Source organism: Nisaea sp. (genome assembly GCF_039990255.1).
GTDB lineage: Bacteria > Pseudomonadota > Alphaproteobacteria > Thalassobaculales > Thalassobaculaceae > Nisaea.
Window position 1 is genome coordinate 456,356 of sequence record NZ_JBDXGG010000007.1, and the last position, 17,772, is coordinate 474,127.

The 17,772-nt window shown below is 60.5% G+C and carries 17 protein-coding genes; 8 read left to right on the forward strand and 9 right to left on the reverse strand.

Annotated elements, in window-relative coordinates; genetic code table 11:
* The first annotated feature begins 33 nt into the window (after positions 1–33).
* A complete protein-coding gene (locus ABJ076_RS06825; protein ID WP_348194454.1) occupies positions 34–1,245 on the forward strand; it encodes a M20/M25/M40 family metallo-hydrolase in 1,212 nt (403 codons plus the stop codon).
* Positions 1,246–1,410: 165 nt separating this feature from the next.
* Positions 1,411–2,274 (forward strand): hypothetical protein, encoded by an 864-nt coding sequence (locus ABJ076_RS06830; RefSeq protein WP_348194456.1) that lies wholly within the window; start codon positions 1,411–1,413, stop codon positions 2,272–2,274.
* Between the two features lie 52 nt (positions 2,275–2,326).
* Here ABJ076_RS06830 and ABJ076_RS06835 read toward each other — a convergent pair whose 3' ends face one another.
* Both ABJ076_RS06835 and ABJ076_RS06840 read right to left on the reverse strand, forming a co-directional pair.
* Positions 2,327–2,911 carry a GNAT family protein gene (locus tag ABJ076_RS06835; protein WP_348194458.1) on the reverse strand — a complete coding sequence of 195 codons (585 nt, stop codon included), beginning with the start codon at positions 2,909–2,911 and terminating at the stop codon, positions 2,327–2,329.
* A gap of 49 nt (positions 2,912–2,960) precedes the next feature.
* Positions 2,961–4,361 carry a PLP-dependent aminotransferase family protein gene (locus ABJ076_RS06840; protein ID WP_348194460.1) on the reverse strand — a complete coding sequence of 467 codons (1,401 nt, stop codon included), beginning with the start codon at positions 4,359–4,361 and terminating at the stop codon, positions 2,961–2,963.
* A 194-nt stretch (positions 4,362–4,555) separates the two neighbouring features.
* Between ABJ076_RS06840 and ABJ076_RS06845 the strand changes: the two genes are divergently transcribed.
* The 5 genes from ABJ076_RS06845 to ABJ076_RS06865 all read left to right on the forward strand — a co-directional run bounded on the left by ABJ076_RS06845 (position 4,556) and on the right by ABJ076_RS06865 (position 9,151).
* Positions 4,556–5,545, forward strand: coding sequence for a threonine dehydratase (locus ABJ076_RS06845; RefSeq protein ID WP_348194461.1), 990 nt, complete (start codon positions 4,556–4,558; stop codon positions 5,543–5,545).
* On the forward strand, positions 5,542–6,246 hold the full coding sequence (locus tag ABJ076_RS06850) for an alanyl-tRNA editing protein (protein WP_348194463.1): 705 nt from the start codon (positions 5,542–5,544) through the stop codon (positions 6,244–6,246). Before ABJ076_RS06845 ends, ABJ076_RS06850 begins: the two co-directional genes overlap by 4 nt.
* A gap of 28 nt (positions 6,247–6,274) precedes the next feature.
* Entirely contained in the window at positions 6,275–7,081 is an 807-nt protein-coding gene (locus ABJ076_RS06855; protein WP_348194464.1) for a PhzF family phenazine biosynthesis protein, read from the forward strand.
* 236 nt (positions 7,082–7,317) lie between these two features.
* On the forward strand, positions 7,318–8,400 hold the full coding sequence (locus ABJ076_RS06860) for a trifunctional transcriptional activator/DNA repair protein Ada/methylated-DNA--[protein]-cysteine S-methyltransferase (RefSeq protein WP_348194466.1): 1,083 nt from the start codon (positions 7,318–7,320) through the stop codon (positions 8,398–8,400).
* The gene (locus ABJ076_RS06865; protein WP_348194468.1) at positions 8,387–9,151 is read left to right on the forward strand and encodes an isocitrate lyase/phosphoenolpyruvate mutase family protein; all 765 of its coding nucleotides are present in this window, start codon (positions 8,387–8,389) and stop codon (positions 9,149–9,151) included. Before ABJ076_RS06860 ends, ABJ076_RS06865 begins: the two co-directional genes overlap by 14 nt.
* 68 nt (positions 9,152–9,219) lie before the next feature.
* On the opposite strand, the gene ABJ076_RS06870 is transcribed toward ABJ076_RS06865, so the two are convergent.
* From ABJ076_RS06870 to ABJ076_RS06880, 3 genes are all read right to left on the reverse strand, one after another.
* The gene (locus tag ABJ076_RS06870; protein WP_348194470.1) at positions 9,220–10,332 is read right to left on the reverse strand and encodes a TauD/TfdA family dioxygenase; all 1,113 of its coding nucleotides are present in this window, start codon (positions 10,330–10,332) and stop codon (positions 9,220–9,222) included.
* 204 nt (positions 10,333–10,536) lie between these two features.
* On the reverse strand, positions 10,537–10,827 hold the full coding sequence (locus tag ABJ076_RS06875) for a cupin domain-containing protein (protein ID WP_348194472.1): 291 nt from the start codon (positions 10,825–10,827) through the stop codon (positions 10,537–10,539).
* Positions 10,828–10,843: 16 nt separating this feature from the next.
* Complete coding sequence (locus tag ABJ076_RS06880; protein WP_348194474.1) at positions 10,844–11,641, reverse strand: phytanoyl-CoA dioxygenase family protein; 798 nt, start codon at positions 11,639–11,641, stop codon at positions 10,844–10,846.
* Between the two features lie 156 nt (positions 11,642–11,797).
* Between ABJ076_RS06880 and ABJ076_RS06885 the strand changes: the two genes are divergently transcribed.
* Positions 11,798–13,423, forward strand: coding sequence for an acyl-CoA synthetase (locus ABJ076_RS06885; RefSeq protein WP_348194476.1), 1,626 nt, complete (start codon positions 11,798–11,800; stop codon positions 13,421–13,423).
* Positions 13,424–13,437: 14 nt separating this feature from the next.
* On the opposite strand, the gene ABJ076_RS06890 is transcribed toward ABJ076_RS06885, so the two are convergent.
* From ABJ076_RS06890 to fabI, 4 genes are all read right to left on the reverse strand, one after another.
* Positions 13,438–13,920 carry a hypothetical protein gene (locus ABJ076_RS06890; protein ID WP_348194477.1) on the reverse strand — a complete coding sequence of 161 codons (483 nt, stop codon included), beginning with the start codon at positions 13,918–13,920 and terminating at the stop codon, positions 13,438–13,440.
* A gap of 10 nt (positions 13,921–13,930) precedes the next feature.
* Positions 13,931–15,691, reverse strand: a complete 1,761-nt coding sequence (sppA, locus tag ABJ076_RS06895; protein ID WP_348194479.1) for a signal peptide peptidase SppA — start codon at positions 15,689–15,691, stop codon at positions 13,931–13,933.
* A 91-nt stretch (positions 15,692–15,782) separates the two neighbouring features.
* Entirely contained in the window at positions 15,783–16,868 is a 1,086-nt protein-coding gene (gene aroC / locus ABJ076_RS06900) for a chorismate synthase (RefSeq protein WP_348194481.1), read from the reverse strand.
* 19 nt (positions 16,869–16,887) lie between these two features.
* Positions 16,888–17,700, reverse strand: coding sequence for an enoyl-ACP reductase FabI (fabI, locus tag ABJ076_RS06905; protein ID WP_348194483.1), 813 nt, complete (start codon positions 17,698–17,700; stop codon positions 16,888–16,890).
* Between the last annotated feature and the right edge of the window lie 72 nt (positions 17,701–17,772).

Consider the following 17,772-nt stretch of genomic DNA (forward strand, 5'->3'; position numbering starts at 1 on the left):
GTCCCTTCTTCGACCGTCCCCGCGAGAAAAACCATGACCAACGATACCGCGACCATCCGCGTCTCCGCCCAGTTCCAGAAAGCCACAGAGGACCTTCGTGCCGGCCACGACAAGTTCGTCGGCGAGATCATCACCCTGACCGAGATTCCGTCTCCGCCCTTCAAGGAAGAGAGGAGGGCAGCGGCCTATGAGGAGATGTTCCGGGCGCTGGGTCTGGAGGATGTGCAGCGTGATGGCATCGGTAATGTCACCGGTCTGCGGCGCGGGCGGGGCAATGGCCCGATCGTCGTGGCGGCGGCGCATCTGGATACGGTGTTTCCGGAAGGCACGGACGTGAAAGTGCGCCGGGAGGGCACCAAGCTGTTCGCCCCCGGTGTCGGCGACGACACGCGCGGACTGGCGGCCCTGCTGGCCTTTATCCGGGCGCTCGATGCGGGCGGGATCGAGACCGAGCAGGACATTCTCTTCGTCGGCGATGTCGGCGAGGAGGGCAAGGGCGACCTGCGCGGCGTGCGTTATCTCTTCACCGAGAATGCCTATCGCGAACGCATCGCCTCCTTCTTTACCTTCGACGGTATCGAGACCCAGGATCTGGTCACCGCCGGGGTCGGCTCCTACCGCTACAAGGTCGCCTTCAAGGGGCCGGGCGGGCACAGCCTTGGCGCCTTCGGCACGGTAAACCCGGCCTATGCGCTCGGCACGTTCCTGGTCGGCATGTCGAAAATCGAGGTGCCGGACGATCCCAGGTCTTCCTACTGCGCCAGTACGTTCCAGGGCGGCACGTCGGTGAACGCCATTCCGGAAGAGGTCTGGACCGAGATTGACCTGCGTTCGGAATCCGCCGAGGTGCTGAACCGGGTCGATGGTGAAGTAAAAGCGCTGATCGACGCGGCGGTCGCGGGCGAGAATGCGCGCGGCGATACCGAAAACGGCGAAATCAGCGTCGAGCTCACCCAGATCGGCAACCGCCCGGCGGGCACCACGGCGCACAACACCACCATCGTCGAGGCCAGCGTCGCCGCCATCAAGGCCTATGGATTCGAACCTGCCTTCTCCGCCTCCTCGACCGACGCCAACATCCCGATGGCGCATGGCGTCCCGGCCGTGAAGTTCAGCCATGGCGGCGCCGGTGGCCGGGCCCACACGGTTGATGAATGGATCGATGTGGAACCGGAATTGAGCCTGCGCGGGTTGAATGCCGGTTTGCTGGCTCTGGTCGCTACAGCTGGGTTTGTGGAGAGGTAATTTTCAAAGCAAAAACTTTAAGGCGGTCCGAACGGGACAAAACTCGTATTGGGTAGCTCAAGTCACAAGCTTCGTATCGATTATCTGAAGCATGTGGCGACGTTGATTTGATGAGTCGACTGTGATCTTCTAAACCTTATCGTGTGCAGTTGTTAGGGTATAATTATGTCGGTGGAGTTCGCGCTTGAGTTTCATGGTCGAGACGCTGATAAAAACCGCCTTGATTTGTATGACGCATCAATATCTTACAACGGCATGGCTCGTGTAATTAGTATATTAGGGCACTACTACGTAACTGGAGACGTGATTTCACATGCTCCCAAAAGCGTGGTGCAAATATATTTATATCCACCTGAAGCTGGATCGTTTCGTACGACTGTAGCCGCCGCTGTGATTGGCGGAGTTATTACTGTTCCTTTCGCGGTTTTGGTTCAGAGAACTTTTGACGATTGGTTCCCTCGACCTGATCCGCAAATGCAACAAGTTATCGAATTGCTTCAGGAGCAAAATAAATTGCTCCGTCAAGAGGGTGGGGTAGCGATTGAGAAAACAGAAGAGGAAAAAAATCAAGAAGTTAGAGCTGATAGATTCATAGAGGAGAAAGCGCCCGATTTCCTTACTCTGAGAGGTATTACGGCTAACTCATTCAAAGATATTTTTCGGCCCGTCGGTAGGTCTGCGGATTATGTTGCAATGACTTCTGGGCCATTTAGAACGCCCATTTCATCAATTGATGAAAGTGCAGCAATTCGTATCCAATCGGAGAGATTAGATCAAAAAATAGAGACGATTGTAGGTGTGGTAAATAATTTGAGTCGCTCTTCGAAGACCGGGATAATTTTCTCGGAAGAGAGGGGCCGATCGATTCCGTTTCAAGATAATATCCCTGGCCGTTTGCCTCCTGAGGACGATTATTCGTGGAGTCAGCATTTTCGCCGAAAAATAGAAATTACAGGTAGGTTTGTGTATTGGTTTGATGGTCGGGTTAAACGATTTTTAGTTGAGAACATGAGGCGGCTAGAAGACTAGTAGAGCACAGAGTGCCTTCGTCGCCGCCCATTTCATGGTGATTTGATCAAATTTATCTCGCCGCCAGCTTCGCTTCCAACATCTTCTTCACCTCCGGCCATTCCTTGTCGAGGATGGAGAAATAGACCGAATCCCTGAGCGTGCCGTCGGTGTGGATCATGTGTTGGCGCAGGGTGCCTTCATAGATCGCGCCGATCCGCTTCAGGGCGTTTTGCGATTGCTCGTTCCTGTGATGGGTCTTGAACTCGACCCGGATGCAGCCGAGCGTGTCGAACGCATGGGTCAGCATCAGATATTTCGCTTCGGTGTTGATCGGGGAGCGCTGGTAGCGTGGGTTCAGCCAGGTGCTGCCGATCTCGACGCGCGTGTTCTTGGTGTCGATGGTCATGTAGCGGGTCGAGCCCGCGACCTCGCCGCTGGCCTGATCTATGGTGACGAAGGGCAGGTCGATGCCCTTTTTCTGATTATCCAGCGCCAGACGGACATAGGCGGCAACCGCATCCGGGTCCGTGCCCGGCCATGTCCATTTCCAGATCGCCGGATCGAGGGCGGCTTCCTGCAGGGCGGGGATAGCGGCTTCGCTCATCGGCTCCAGGCGAACGTGTTTGCCGGTCAGGGTGACGGGGGTGACTTTCATTTCGGATGGTCTTTCAGCATGCAGGGGGAGGGCGGTGGGCAAAAGTTGGTCAGACGATGGAGGCGGCCTGTTGCGGCGCTCCGGCGAGGGTTTCGGCGATAACCCCGAGACCGTGACGCACGATCTTCAGGTCCTTAGGATTGCCGAGGGAGAGGCGGAGACGGTTGCGGCCCGCGCCGGGGGCGGTGGCGAAGACCTGACCGGAAGAGGCGATGACGCCATGCTCGCCCAGCACGGCGACGGCATCGCGGTCGGTCCAGGGTTCCGGCACGGTGAGCCAGAGATGCATGCTGGTCGGGTGCCCGGCGAATTCGAACCCTTGCAGGATTTCGACGGCGGCTGTCTGACGGCCGCGCATTTCGGCGGCCTTTTCCCGGGCCATCGTGCTGGCGACGCCACGGTCGACCCAGAGTGCGAAGACTTCCGCCATGGCCGGTGAGGCCATCCAGGTGGAAGCCCGCATGGCCCGTTCCAGCTTCGGCACCATGGCGCGGGGCGCACTGATGCCGCCGATGCGCAGGCCCGGCGCCAGTTGCTTCGCCGCCGAGGTGATGAAGATCGCCTGTTCTGGCAGGTAGTTCGCCAGCGGCGGCGGTGCGTCCGCTACCAGGAAGCGGTAGAGGTCGTCTTCGACCAGGATCAGGTTGTAGCGTTTCGCGATGGCGGCAATGTCCTCGCGGCGCTGCACGCCCATCACCGCGTTGGTCGGGTTCTGCAGGGTCGGCATGCAATAGAGCGCGCGTGGTGCGAAACTGCGGCAGGCTTCTTCTAGGGAATCCGGGCGCACGCCTTCGGCATCCATCTCCACCGGCTGGACCTTGAGTCCGAGCATTTCGGCAAGGGGGACAATGCCGGGATATGTCAGTTTCTCGACAAGGATTGTATCCCCTGCCTGCACAAGCGCGGCGAAGGCTGCAAGCATGCCGTTCTGCCCGCCGGTGGTAACAATGGAGCGGCTGGCATCGGTCTCGACACCAAGGCTGCGCATCCAGTCTGCCGCCGCCTGGCGGTGACGCGGGGCGCCGCCGTGCGGGGCGTAGGCCATAAGATTCATCAGGTCGCGGCTGTCCGCGATTTCCTTCAGGGCATCGGAGAAGGCCTCCTGCTCCGTGTTCCCCATCGGCGGAAAGTTCAGTCCGAAATCGATCCCGCCCCGGTTTGCACCGGCCGGTATCTCGCCCATATCCCGGCCGATCCGGCGGCGTACGAAGGTGCCGCGGCCAACCTCGCCATCGATCAGGCCGCGCCGGGTCGCTTCGGCATAGGCGCGCGATACGGTGCCGACGGTCACGCCGAGCTGATAGGCCAGCTCGCGATGTGTCGGCAGTTGCGTGCCCGGTTGCAGCGCGCCGGTGGCAATGTCTTCCGCCATGGCGCGGGCAATCGAGAGATACTTCGGTCCGGGCCGGTCGCTCAGGTCGGGGACCCAGTCCATCGGGCGGCTGTGCATACTTTGTCTCTGTGACAATGTATCGATTGATCGATGATTGAACCGATATTACGCAGGTATTGGATCGCATCAATCGTAATATTGTATCTATTTGTGTGATTCGAAATGGTGACAATTCTGTGTGCCTGCATGGATTGCTCGCTGCGGCTTTGAGATGATGCGGGCTGACCAACCGCAACCGGGAAGGATAAATCGTGGCTTTCTCCTTTACACGTGAAGAACTTGAAGAGACGGCCCGGCTGGTGCATCGGCTCGTGCCGCCGACACCGCAACACCACTGGCCACTGCTCTCGCAGCGCGCTGGGGCGGAGATTTTCGTCAAGCACGAGAACCAGACCCCGCTCGGCGCCTTCAAAATGCGAGGCGGGCTGGTCTATATGGACAGCCTGAAACGCCGGGAGCCCGACTGCCCCGGTGTGATCACGGCGACACGGGGCAATCACGGACAGAGCGTCGCCTTCGCCGCCGCGCGGGCCAGTTTGCGTGCGGTCGTCGTCGTGCCGCATGGTAATTCAGTGGAGAAGAACGCCGCCATGCGCGCACTTGGTGCTGAGCTGATCGAGCATGGCGCAGATTTCCAGGCGGCGTTCGAACACGCGGTCTCCCTGGCCGAGGGCGAGGGATTGCATTTGCTGCCCAGCTACCATCCCGATCTGGTGCGTGGCGTTGCGACTTATGGACTCGAGCTGTTCACGGCCTGCCCGGATCTTGACCGGGTCTATGTCCCGATCGGGCTTGGCTCAGGTATCTCCGGGGTAATCGCGGCGCGGGATGCGCTCGGCCTGAAGACGCAGGTGATCGGCGTGGTGGCGGAGAACGCACCGGCCTATGCACTGTCCTTCGAGCAGAAGAAGCCGGTCTCGACCAACAGCGCGGACACCATGGCGGACGGCGTTGCCTGCCGTGTGCCGGTGCCGCAGGCGGTCGAGGTCATTCTGAAAGGTGCGGAGCGGATCGTTCGGGTGTCGGAGGAGGAGATCAAGGCCGCCATGCGGCACTATTTCACCGATACCCACAATGTCGCCGAAGGCGCCGCGGCCGCACCGCTCGCGGCCTGCCTCAAGGAGAAAGACTCCAATGCAGGTCAAAAGGTTGCGCTTATCCTCAGCGGTGCCAATGTCGACCTTACGCTCTATCGCGACGTGTTGATGGGCGCGGAGACACATAAGGAGACTGCGACGTGACTGAAGAGCTGTTCCGGGAAGAGTCCTACCTGAAATCCTGCACCGCGAAAGTGCTGGCATCCGGCCCGGATGGGGTGATGCTGGACCGTACAGTTTTCTACCCGACCGGCGGCGGTCAGCCCGGCGACAGCGGTACACTGACAGGCCCCGGCGGAACTCTCGCCATCAACGAGGCAGTGAAGGGCGAGGGTGGCATCCTGCACAAGCTTGAAGAAGGTGCGGCGATACCGGCTGTTGGTGATGATGTTGAAGTCACGCTCGACTGGGACCGCCGCTATAAGCACATGCGCATTCATACGGCGCTGCATCTACTCTGCTCCGTGGTCGATGGCGGTGTGACCGGCGGGCAGATTGGGGCGGGCAAGGGCCGGCTTGATTTCGATATTCCCGGCGAGCGTCCGGAAAAGGAAGCGCTGACCGAGCAGCTCAACCAGATCATCGCTGGCGATCACGGGATTTCCATTTCCTGGATCACAGACGATGAGCTGGCAGCAAATCCGGATCTCGTTCGCACCATGTCCGTCAAACCGCCAATGGGAAGCGGCAAGGTGCGCATGATCCGGATCGGCGACGATGTCGATTTCCAACCCTGCGGCGGCACCCATGTCCGCTCCACGGCGGAGATCGGCAGCATCCAGATCGGCAAGATCGAGAACAAGGGCAAGCAGAACCGGCGGATAAATCTGACGCTGGTTGAGTAATCAAGAAGTACAAGAAGGAAACAAGGAAATGCGGGTTCCGATTTATCAGATCGACGCCTTTACCGAGAATGTGTTCGCTGGCAATCCGGCGGCGATCTGTCCGCTTTATAGTTGGTTGAGCGATCCCACCATGCAGTCCATCGCCGCCGAAAACAATCTGGCGGAAACTGCATTCTTCGTACCTGACGACACGGGTGAGGCCGACTTTCATTTGCGTTGGTTTACTCCGGCGATGGAGGTCGATCTGTGCGGCCATGCGACATTGGCGAGTGCCGCGCTGATTTTCGACGACCTGATGCCGGACCGTCAGGAGATCAGTTTCCGGACCCGAAGCGGTATCCTGCACGTTCGGCGGGACGGTGAATTTTACGTAATGAATTTCCCGAGCTACCCGCCGGCGAAGAGGGGGGAACCAGAAGGTCTTTACGAGGCCCTCGGAGCTGTCCCCACTACGCTGTATGATGCACCGCAGGAACCGGAACGGGACCGGCTGATGGCGGTGTTCGAGAACGAGGATCAGATCCGCGCGCTGAGCCCGGATTTAGGGGCGCTGCGAAAACTCCCGACCGTCTCCATCATGGTGACGGCGCCGGGCTGGCAGGTCGATTTTGTCTCCCGGTATTTCGCGCCGAACCATGGCATCGACGAAGATCCGGTGACCGGCTCGAATCATTGCCTGCTGATCCCCTATTGGGCGGACCGGCTCGGTAAGAAGACGCTGGTCGGGCGGCAGATCTCGTCCCGCGGTGGCGAGCTGAAATGCAGTCTTCTGGGCGACCGGGTGGAGATGGCCGGCAAGGCCGCGCGGTATCTCTCGGGGCATATCGAGATCTGAGGTAAGGACTCGCGCTCATTCTTCCCTCCTAGCGAACCTCAATACCGTCACCCTGCATTTTTCCCGTTGTCATCCCGACGGAGGTCGGGACCCAGGGAAGACGAACGATACTCTATGATCCTCTGGGCCCCGGCCTGCGCCGGGGTGACGGTGTCGAGGAAGGCTAGGGTGAGGAAAACAATATCTCCGCCCGGAATGCGGCGGACGGTCCCGGCGCGGTTTGATAGAGGAGGGGCATGCAGTACGACATTGAAAACCATGACCTCCTTTACGACGCTCTTGTCCGGCGGGACCCGGCCTATGATGGCCGGGTCTATGTCGGAGTCACCTCGACAGGGATTTTCTGCCGGCTGAATTGCCCGGCGCGGAAACCGAAGCCCGAGAACTGCCGTTTCTTCACCACGGTCGGCGAGTGCATTGAGTCCGGCTTCCGGCCTTGCAAACGCTGCAAGCCGGTGGCGACGGCGGCGGAGGCTGATCCGGCGGTGAAGATCCTCATTGCCGCTTTCGAAGCCGACCCGGCCCGGCGCTGGACCGAGGCGGATGTGATAGCGCTTGGCCTCGACCCCTCGACCGTCCGGCGCAGTTTCAAGCGCCAGTTCGGCGTGACCTTTCTTGAAATGGCCCGGCTCAGTCGGCTCAGGGACGGGTTCGTCACCCTGTCGGACGGTGGCCGGGTGATTGATGCGCAGCTTGAGGCCGGGTTCGACTCGCCGAGCGGCTTCCGGTCGGCTTTCGCCCGATTGCTCGGCCAGTCTCCCGCCAGTTTCACCGGGGAGGAATTCCTGAAGGCGGACTGGATCGACAGCCCGATTGGCGCGCTGGTCGCGGTCAGTGACCAGTCCAGTCTGCATCTGCTCGAATTTGTTGATCGCAAAGCGCTGCCGCGTGAGCTGTCGAGATTGCGGGACGCGACACGCGGCGGCATCGGTATCGGACGCTTCGCCCCGACGGAACAGGTCGAATCCGAGCTAAAAGCTTATTTTGCGGGTGAAGGCGCCCGGTTCGAAACGCCGATAACCTATCACGGCAGCCCTTTCACACGGGAAGTCTGGCAGGAATTGCGGCGTATTCCGGCAGGCGCGACGCGCAGCTACAGCGATCTGGCAAGAGCCATCGGACGACCGTCGGCGACCCGCGCCGTCGCCCGCGCCAACGGGGCGAACCAGATCGCCATCGCCATTCCCTGCCACCGGGTGATCGGGGCCGACGGCTCGCTCACCGGTTATGGCGGCGGGATTTGGCGCAAACAGAAACTAATCGAGCTTGAACAGGCCTATGCAAGGCACGAGGAAGGACAGACACATGTCACAGGCTGACAGGGCACAGGAATTCGCGGATCTTCACCGTAAGGGTGATCCGGTCATTCTCTTCAATATTTGGGATGCGGGCAGCGCCAAGGCGGTGGCCGATGCCGGGGCGAAGGCGCTGGCGACGGGAAGCTGGTCGGTCGCTGGCGCGCAGGGTTATGGCGACGGCGAGGCGCTCCCGCTCGACATGCTGGAGATGATCGTGAAGCGGATCACGGCAACCTGCGACCTGCCGCTCAGCGTCGATTTCGAAGGCGCCTATGCGGCGGGCCCGAGCGGCGTGGGCCGGAACATCGCGCGGATGATCGCCGCCGGTGCCGTCGGGGTGAATTTCGAGGATCAGAAGGTCGGCGGGGAGGGGCTTTATCCGGTGGCAAAGCAGGCGGAGCGAATCAGCGCCGCACGGGCCGCCGCCGAGGACGCGGGCCTGCCGTTCTTCATCAATGCCCGTACAGACATTTTCCTGAAGGACCGGGAGCCCGCCAATCACCCGCGCTTGATGGACGAGGCGCTGGCCCGCGCCAAAGCCTATACGGACGCCGGTGCCAGCGGGATCTTCATGCCTGGCCTGAAGACGCCGGAGCTGATCAAGCGGGCGGCGGAAGAAGTCTCCCTGCCGCTCAACATCCTGATCATGCCGGGCGTGCCCGCGCCGCAGGAACTGGCGACCCTCGGTGTGGCCCGGATCAGCTACGGGCCGGGTCCGTGGCGCGACATGATGGCTTGGGTAACGGAGCACGCGTCGGCGATATACGCCTAGTTCGCGGTTTAGAGGTAGCGTTTGGTCGCCCGCTGCCAGCCCCCGGCAGCGGGCTTGATTGTTGATTGTCAGGTGCGGCTCAGCACTCGAATACGGCTGTCGAGGTCACCCCTGTCGACATAGCAGCCATGGAGGTGCCGGCGTCCGGTCGCCGGATCGAAGGCGTCACGGCCATGAAGAACGCGGCGATTATCGAAAGCTATCATCTCGCCCGATCCGAGCGCGAAGCTGACGATATAGCGTTCCTGCCGCGAGAGAGCCATAAAGGCCCGGTAGGCCCGATAGAAGTCCCGCATGGCGACTGCCGGCAGATCGAGAATGTCGGCGAGATGGGCGTTGAAGCGGATCTCTTCTACTATACCTCCAGCGCCGAGCCGGATCACTGTGTCATGCTTCCTGATGTCGCTCTCCCGGTCGTGAAACCGGAACGGGATTTTTGTGGTCGCCAAGATATCGTAGGCTTCCCGGTCTTGTGCCTTTAGGTCCTCGGCGATGGCGTAGCCGTCGGCAAAGAGCGAGCCGCCGCCCTCCGCTTCATTGGCGAGGCAATGCAGGAACTGGAAGCCCGGCGGCAGTTCCTGATTGGCGAGATCCGTGTGCAGCGGCAGCCGCTGCGCGGTATAGGCGAGATTGTTCGGGTTGGGCTTCGAGACGACATTGAAGGTCAGCCCGAAATTGGTCTCCCGCAGATGGCCGATACGGCGCGCTGCTGTGAGCCCTGCCTCCTGATCGTCGGCCAACTCCGTGACTATGGCGATGCCGGTCCGTTTCAGAGCGGCGAGCCATTCTAGCAGGGCGCTGTCACTTCTCAGCATGTCGTCCGCTGTGATGCGCGGCAAAGACGCTGCCGTTAGGTCACCGCGCCAGGGTTCGGCCGGGATGGCAGCGGGGTCCGGACGCTGCGTGCCCGGACGGTGCGCTTTCAGCCAGGTTGTGTCGAAGCGGCTGACATGATTGTCGTTGGTCCAGGAAATGGTGAGGGTATCGCCGACGATTTCAACGCTCCGCGGGGCGATGCTCTCCGGCACCGAGAGCAGGTCGAATTCCCGTTCCAGGGTCTGAGGGTGGAAACCGCTCGGGCAATTGTCCCGGAGCCAGAGATAGGGATAGTCCGCTGTGAGGCCTTCCGGCCATGCGACGTGAACCGTGCCGCTCTCGGCACGAAGCGATGCTGTGATCATGGATTTTGCCTTCAGTCCGTCATGAGAATGAGCGGACAGGCAAATTCATGCGTGTCCGCGGAACTCACGCGCGGCGGGCGGTGGCCACCACCAATGCGCTTTGGCATGCGGTGTACCGGGATTTCGACCGATGACCGTGTGCATCCGTTTCAGGCTCCAAACCGATGGAAAACGCTGTCACGGTTCCGCTTGAGGCGCAATTGGCTATTTGTATTCGATCTCGATGAAAGCCATTGGCGCATCGCCGCCATTCACCACATTATGTTCAACCCCGGCATCACGCCGGTACGCGGCACCGGCGGCCATGTCGACACGGCGCGGTCCTGTCGGCTCTTCGAGCAAGAAGGAGCAGTTTGTCATCGGAACCACGACATAGCCCATGCCGTGGACATGATGGCCGGTCTCGGCGCCGGGCTGAAAGTCCCACCGGGTGATGCGGACTACGTCATCGTCCAGCAGGGTAGTCGGGACGGCTTGAGGGCGTGCCTCGGTCATGGCGATATCTTTCTAATCAGGCGGTATAGAGGAAAGGGAACCAGTCCTCCCGGAGCACTTGCCCCGGCTTCATGTCATGGCCGGGATAGGGCGGGGAGGTCGGACCGGGGCGTTCCACGTAGCGGGCATCGTCTCCGACAAGGCGGAGCGAGAAAGCGCGCCGCCGGTTGCCGGTCTCGTTGCCGCGCGCACCATGCAGATTGCGGAAATGGAAGGCGACGGCGTCACCGGGCTCCAGAGGCCATTCCAGAATGGGCATGCCTTCTGCCTCTGGGTCCGGGATCTGCATGTAATCCTCGTCGCCCGGATAGAAATTCGTGTCGGAGAGCCAGCGCGTCGGCAGGACTTCCTTCTCCCAGCGGTGCGAGCCGGCAACGCAGCGCAGCGACGCCTCGGTCACCGGATCTACCGGGGCCCAGAAGCTGACATTCTGCATGCCCTCGACGAAGTAATACGGGCTGTCCTGATGCCAGGGTGTCGGTTTGGAGGTGCCCGGTTCTTTCACCAGCACGTGCTCGTGGAACATCTGCGTGCTCTTCGAACCCATCAGATCTGCCGCGACTTCGGCTGCGGGGGAGTTGCGCACCACGTCAGTGAATTCCGGAATGCGATCCCAGTTGCAGTAATCCTCGAAGAAGCGCCCGCCTTCCCCGGGTTTCAGATTGTCACCGGCAAAGGGGCCCGGTTCGGCCAGATTGCGCTCGATTCCGGCTGCGATCTGGTCGACATGGCCCTTGAACAGGCCCTTGATCAGGACAGCACCGTCACGCCAATAGGCGTCGACCAGATTCTGTGTGAGGAGTGGATGCAGCATGGGGTGGCTCCGGAAGGCGTGAAGTTAAGGTTAGCCTCGGTTCCGTGGGCTTCGCAATGACCTAGAATGCCGAACGCATTGCAGCCCGGTCGCTGCGGCGCTAGCCTCGGGCAAAGAAAAAGTGCCGGATCGGCGAACATACGGGGGAACAGCGGCATGGGCGGTAATCCGTTCGAGGAAAATCTGGACCGGAACGCGGCGAACTATGTGCCGATGACGCCGATTTCATTTCTGGCCAGGACCGCTGCTGTTTTCCCAACCAGGGCCTCCGTGATCGACGGGGACCGCCGGTTTACCTGGGCTGAAACGCGGGAGCGCTGCCATCGTCTGGCCTCCGCATTGGCAAAACGCGGCATCGGCAAGGGCAAGACGGTCGCCGTCATGGCGCCGAATATCACCGCCGCATTTGAAGCCAGCCTCGCGGTGCCGATGACTGGCGGCGTGCTGAACGCGATGAATGTCCGGCTCGATGCGCCGACCATTGCCTTTATTCTCGACCATGGCGAAGCCAGCGTGTTGTTGACTGACACCGAGTTCGCGCCGGTGATCCGGGAAGCGCTAAAACAGGTGCAGCGGGACATTCTGGTAATCGATATCGAGGACCCGGCGGCATCCTCCGGCGAGTGTCTCGGCGAGATAGAGTATGAGGCGTTCCTCGCCACAGGAGATCCGGGTTTCGCCGCTGTGCCTCCGGACGACGAATGGGAGACCATCGCGCTCAATTACACATCGGGAACCACAGGCAATCCGAAAGGTGTGGTCTATCACCATCGCGGCGCCTATCTGAACGCGCTGGGCAATGCGCTGGTCTGGGGCATGGCGCATTATCCGATCTATCTCTGGACCCTGCCGATGTTCCACTGCAACGGCTGGTGCTTCCCCTGGACCATCACCATGCTCGGCGGCACCCATGTCTGTCTGCGACGGACTGCTGCCAAGGATATCAATGACGCCATTGCTGATCATGGTGTCACACATCTCTGCGGCGCGCCGATCATCATGTCGATGCTGCTGAACGCGCCGGACGAAGAAAGCCGTGACTGGGATCATCAGGTGCAGATGATGACCGCCGCTTCCGCGCCGCCCGCCTCAGTGATTGAGGGTATGGAAGCAAAAGGTATCAAGATCACTCATGTCTACGGTCTGACAGAGGTCTATGGCCCGGCGGTGGTTTGCGAATGGCACGAGGAATGGAATGGCCTGCCGATCGAGGAGCAGGCGCGGCTGAAGTCGCGGCAGGGCGTGCGTTATCCTGTGCAGGAAGGCCTGATGGTCGCCGGTGCGGAGACGCTGGAGCCGGTACCGCAGGACGGCGAGACCATTGGCGAGGTCTTCATGCGCGGCAATATCGTCATGAAGGGCTATTTGAAGAACCCGAAAGCCACCGAGGATGCCTTCCGGGGAGGCTGGTTTCATACCGGCGATCTCGGGGTCTGGCACGAGGACGGCTATGTCGAATTGAAGGACCGCTCGAAGGATATCATCATCTCGGGCGGCGAGAACATCTCAACGATCGAGGTGGAAGGTGTGCTCTACAGTCATCCGGCGGTGCTGGACGCGGCGGTGGTGGCGCGGCCGGATGAAAAATGGGGAGAGACGCCCTGTGCCTTCGTTACCCTGAAGAAAGGTGCCACGGCGACAGAAGCCGACCTGATCGCGTTCTGCCGGGAGAATATGGCGCATTTCAAGGCGCCGAAGACGGTGGTGTTCGGTGAGTTACCGAAAACGTCGACCGGCAAGATCCAGAAGTTTGTGTTGCGGGATCAGGCGAAGGCCCTCTGATCCATAGAGGGTGCTTAGAGCACGGACGCGATATAGACGCCTTTCAGGCTATCCTTGAATCGGGTGGACACATTCTTCTGCACTTGTGCCTTGAAGGCGAGAATGTCGGACGAGGATGGTCGTCCATTTTCGAACAGCTTCAGGCAGAGCGGGTAGACGATCCCGTAGAGCTGCGTCTTGGCGGCCTCTAGTTCGTTTTTCTTTGCCGTATCGGTGGCCTGGAGCGCGACTTTGAGGCGGTGCTCAGTCAGGCGTCCATCAATATAGAGAGAAATGGTGAACGGGCCGAGCGGGAGCACGTCCGGGCCAATGGCGTGCCGATACGTAATATCGCGATTGAACTTCTTGTCTTTTTTGCGCTGGTCCTTGTCTCTCTGCGCGCGCTCGGCTTCGACTTTGGCATTGGCCTCGTCGCCTTCGCTTGCAGCGAGGACGTCGGCGCCATGACCCAAGGCAAATATGACAGCCAGCCCGATTACGGGCAAAAGTCGCGACATCGGATTCTCCTCAGCGGACAATTATGTGGGGTGCAGCCGCATCGATACGGCCGTCTCCCGTGGTTTTCAGGACTGACTCTATAATCCCACTAAATCGTATAAAAGTTAACAGCGCGTCTAGACGGCTGGCCGATTCACCGATCTCGCCTTCCTCAAGCGCAGTCACAAAGGCTTCCAGGTCCTGGCGTGGTTCCGGATAGGCAACCAGCGCTGTCCGGGTTTCCGGGGCGATCCCGGCAGCATCCCGGGCAAGCCCTTCGGCTGCGGCATAGCCGCCGAGCACGTCTACGAGACCGATACGCTTGGCGTCTTCGCCGCTCCACACCCGTCCGCGCGCGGCGGCATCGATTTCTGCCGGATCGAGCCGACGGGCTGAAGCAACCTTGGTTGTGAAGTCCTCGTAAATGGTGTCCAGAATAGCGTCGAGCCGGGCACTTTCAGCGGCGCTGAAAGGCTTCGTCATGCTGAACATGTCTGCATTGCGGCCGACGCTCACGCTGTCGGTCCGGATACCGTATTCGGCAAGAAAGCCGGACAGGTTCAGCTTGCCGCTGACGACGCCGATGGAGCCGGTGATGGTATTCGGATGGGCGACGACATGCTCCGCCGCGAGCGCGACGAAGTATCCACCTGATGCCGCCATGTCGCTCATGGAAACGATGACTGGCATGCCGCTGGAACGGGCCGCAGACAATGCGTGCAGAATGGTATCTGATGCCACGTAGCTGCCGCCGGGGCTGTTCACCCGGAGGATGATCGCCTTGACCCGTTTATCTTCTCGGGCGTCTTTCACTGCATCGACGATGTTTCGCGCGGCCGCCTGACGGTCACGGGAAAGCAGGGAGGTGCGACCACGTACGATCGGACCGTCGACCGAGATTACTGCTATTCGTGTCGGGGTTTCGCTCGTGTCCGCGTCGTTACTGTAGCGTGTGAGTGGAACCAGTCTGGCACCGCCCGCTTTTGCCCGGGCGGCGTCGATTGCCTCGTCACGATACAGCATTTCGTCGATCAGGCCGTTGCTCTTCGCTTCTCCGGCTGTGAGCGGGGCGGTATCGATGAGCTTATTGACCGAAGAAGGAGAGAGCCGCCGGGCGGTGGCGATGTCGGCGGCGGTCCCGGCATAAAGGGAATTTACAAGCCGCCGGTAATTCGCACGGATCGGGGACGGGAATGCTGCGTTTGTCATGGACGCGGCGGCACCCTTGTATTCATGGCGGGCTCGGAAGTCGGCTTCGATTCCGAGTTTTTTCAGCGCTTCGCCAAAGAATGGTGTGGAAAGGCTTATGCCGCGTATATCCAGCAGACCTGAAGGCTGCAGAGCGATGCTCTCCGCCCCGGTGGCGAGATGATAGGTTGAGATACCGCCATTGCCTTCAAGGCTGTCCGCATAGGCATGGACGAAACGACCGCTTGCCCGGAAGCGCGAGATTGCTTCTCTCAGTTCCTGGGCTTTCGCCGGCCGGACCTGGGCGGCGGAAAGATCGAGGAACAAGCCCTGAACGCGCTCATCCTCGCTTGCCGTTTTCAGCGTGTTTACGAGATCCAGCAGTGAAGAGGAGCCGGTATTAAAGATGTTCTCGAAAGGCAGCGCTCCCCCTGATGTCTCGCGCAACTCCGGCTTCAGTGTGAGGGAGAGCACCATATGCTCGGGAAGGGGCTTGGGTTGCCATTCGCTCGTGACATAACGCAGGCCGATAATGCCACCGACGACCAGAACGAGGAACAGAACCCCGAAACTGATCAGTAGCCCTTTCAGAAATCTAAGCATCGCGGCCGCACCCCTCATTGTCTCTCTTACATATAGGAATTCGGCTAAACGAAAACGATGGCTTTACCAAGGCAGTTGAGCTTGTTCGCTCTCAGCTTTCGCACTGGGCCGCGTGGCGCATCAGATGATCTGCCAGAACGCAGGCCATCATGGCCTCGCCGACCGGAACCGCACGGATACCGACACAGGGATCGTGCCGGCCCTTGGTCACCACATCGACCTCGTCGCCGTTTTTGTCGATAGACCGGCGCGGTGTCAGGATGGAGCTGGTTGGCTTCACGGCAAAGCGCACGACGACCGGCTGTCCGGAAGAAATTCCGCCGAGCACGCCACCCGCATGGTTCGAGAGAAAAACCGGGTTATCGCCGTCCATCCGCATTTCGTCCGCAGCCTCATGGCCGGGGATTTCCGCGGCTGCGAACCCGTCCCCGATTTCGACGCCTTTGACCGCGTTGATGGTCATCATCGCGGCCGCCAGATCGCTGTCGAGCTTGCCGTAGATCGGCTCACCCAGGCCGGCAGGCACGCCTTCGGCGACGATCTCGATCACCGCACCGGCAGAGGAGCCAGCTTTGCGCACACCGTCGAGATAGTCCGTCCAGACTTCCGCCGCTTTTGCGTCAGGGCTCCAGAACGGGTTTCGTTCGACCTCTTCCCAGTCCCAATTGTCGCGGTCCACCTTGTGCGGGCCGACCTGCACAAGAGCGCCGCGCAGATGGAAGGCATTGCCGAGACGGGCGTTGATGATCTTGCGCGCGATGGCGCCAGCGGCCACCCGCATCGCAGTTTCCCGCGCAGAAGACCGTCCGCCGCCGCGATAATCGCGGATCCCGTATTTGGCTTCGTAGGTGAAGTCGGCATGACCCGGCCGGAACCGGCTTATGATGTCTCCATAATCCTTCGAGCGCTGATCCGTGTTCTCGATCATCAGCCCGATCGGGGTCCCGGTGGTCTGGCCCTCGAACACGCCGGAGAGGATCTTTACCTGATCCGGCTCCTGGCGCTGGGTGGTGAAGCGATTCTGCCCGGGTTTGCGCCGGTCCAGATAGAACTGGATGTCTGTCTCGGAGACGGGCAGGCGCGGCGGCACGCCATCGACAACACAGCCGATAGCTGGGCCGTGGCTTTCGCCCCAGGTGGAGAAGCGGAAGACCTCACCGAAGGAATTGCTGGCCATTTACGTTGGTTGTCCCGGATCAGACCGTGGAAATATCGGGTGCGTCCACCGCCTTCATGCCGACGATGTTGTAACCGCAATCGACATGATGCACTTCGCCTGTGACACCGCCTGAGAGATCGCTCAGCAGATACATGCCAGCGCCGCCGACATCTTGAAGCGTCACGTTCCGGCGCAGCGGCGAGTTGTACTGGTTCCATTTCAGGATGTAACGGAAGTCGCCGATGCCGGAGGCGGCGAGCGTCTTCATCGGACCGGCGGAGAGGCCGTTGACCCGAATGTTATCGGCACCGAGATCGGCGGCAAGATAACGAATACTGGCTTCCAGCGCGGCTTTGGCAACACCCATCACGTTGTAATGCGGCATCACCCGTTCGGCGCCGTAATAACTCAGCGTCATGAGCGAACCGCCATCCGTCATCAGTTCAGCAGCTTCTTTTGCGATCCGGGTGAAAGAGTAACAGGAGATATCCAATGTCTTCAGGAAGTTATCCCGCGTTGTGTCGACATATTTTCCTTTCAGCTCGTCCTTGTCTGAATAGGCGATGGCATGGACGAGAAAGTCGAGCTTGCCCCACTTCTCGCGGATCGTCTCGAAAGTCTTCGTGACGCTTGCGTCATCGGTGACATCGCAGGGAAGCACCAGATTGGAGCCAAGCTGTGCGGCGAGCGGTTCAACCCGCTTTTGCAATGCCTCGCCTTGGAAGGTGAACGCAACTTCCGCACCTTGCTCGGCAACCGCTTTCGCGATGCCCCAGGCGATGGAACGGTCGTTTGCGACCCCCATGACAAGGCCCCGTTTGCCACTCATGATCGGGCTTGGTTCAGTCATTCGATGCCTCTCGACGCAGGTTGTCGTAAAATATTACGCACGATTCGCGCGATCCTACACTAAAGGCTGCGC

Bases quoted from the DNA above. Each gene is read 5' to 3' on its own strand.
- ABJ076_RS06825 (WP_348194454.1), top strand. From the start codon at position 34: ATGACCAACGATACCGCGACCATCCGCGTCTCCGCCCAGTTCCAGAAA.
- ABJ076_RS06830 (WP_348194456.1), top strand. From the start codon at position 1,411: ATGTCGGTGGAGTTCGCGCTTGAGTTTCATGGTCGAGACGCTGATAAA.
- ABJ076_RS06835 (WP_348194458.1), bottom strand. From the start codon at position 2,911: ATGAAAGTCACCCCCGTCACCCTGACCGGCAAACACGTTCGCCTGGAG.
- ABJ076_RS06840 (WP_348194460.1), bottom strand. From the start codon at position 4,361: ATGCACAGCCGCCCGATGGACTGGGTCCCCGACCTGAGCGACCGGCCC.
- ABJ076_RS06855 (WP_348194464.1), top strand. From the start codon at position 6,275: ATGCGGGTTCCGATTTATCAGATCGACGCCTTTACCGAGAATGTGTTC.
- ABJ076_RS06860 (WP_348194466.1), top strand. From the start codon at position 7,318: ATGCAGTACGACATTGAAAACCATGACCTCCTTTACGACGCTCTTGTC.
- ABJ076_RS06865 (WP_348194468.1), top strand. From the start codon at position 8,387: ATGTCACAGGCTGACAGGGCACAGGAATTCGCGGATCTTCACCGTAAG.
- ABJ076_RS06870 (WP_348194470.1), bottom strand. From the start codon at position 10,332: ATGATCACAGCATCGCTTCGTGCCGAGAGCGGCACGGTTCACGTCGCA.
- ABJ076_RS06875 (WP_348194472.1), bottom strand. From the start codon at position 10,827: ATGACCGAGGCACGCCCTCAAGCCGTCCCGACTACCCTGCTGGACGAT.
- ABJ076_RS06880 (WP_348194474.1), bottom strand. From the start codon at position 11,641: ATGCTGCATCCACTCCTCACACAGAATCTGGTCGACGCCTATTGGCGT.
- ABJ076_RS06885 (WP_348194476.1), top strand. From the start codon at position 11,798: ATGGGCGGTAATCCGTTCGAGGAAAATCTGGACCGGAACGCGGCGAAC.
- ABJ076_RS06890 (WP_348194477.1), bottom strand. From the start codon at position 13,920: ATGTCGCGACTTTTGCCCGTAATCGGGCTGGCTGTCATATTTGCCTTG.
- sppA (WP_348194479.1), bottom strand. From the start codon at position 15,691: ATGCTTAGATTTCTGAAAGGGCTACTGATCAGTTTCGGGGTTCTGTTC.
- aroC (WP_348194481.1), bottom strand. From the start codon at position 16,868: ATGGCCAGCAATTCCTTCGGTGAGGTCTTCCGCTTCTCCACCTGGGGC.
- fabI (WP_348194483.1), bottom strand. From the start codon at position 17,700: ATGACTGAACCAAGCCCGATCATGAGTGGCAAACGGGGCCTTGTCATG.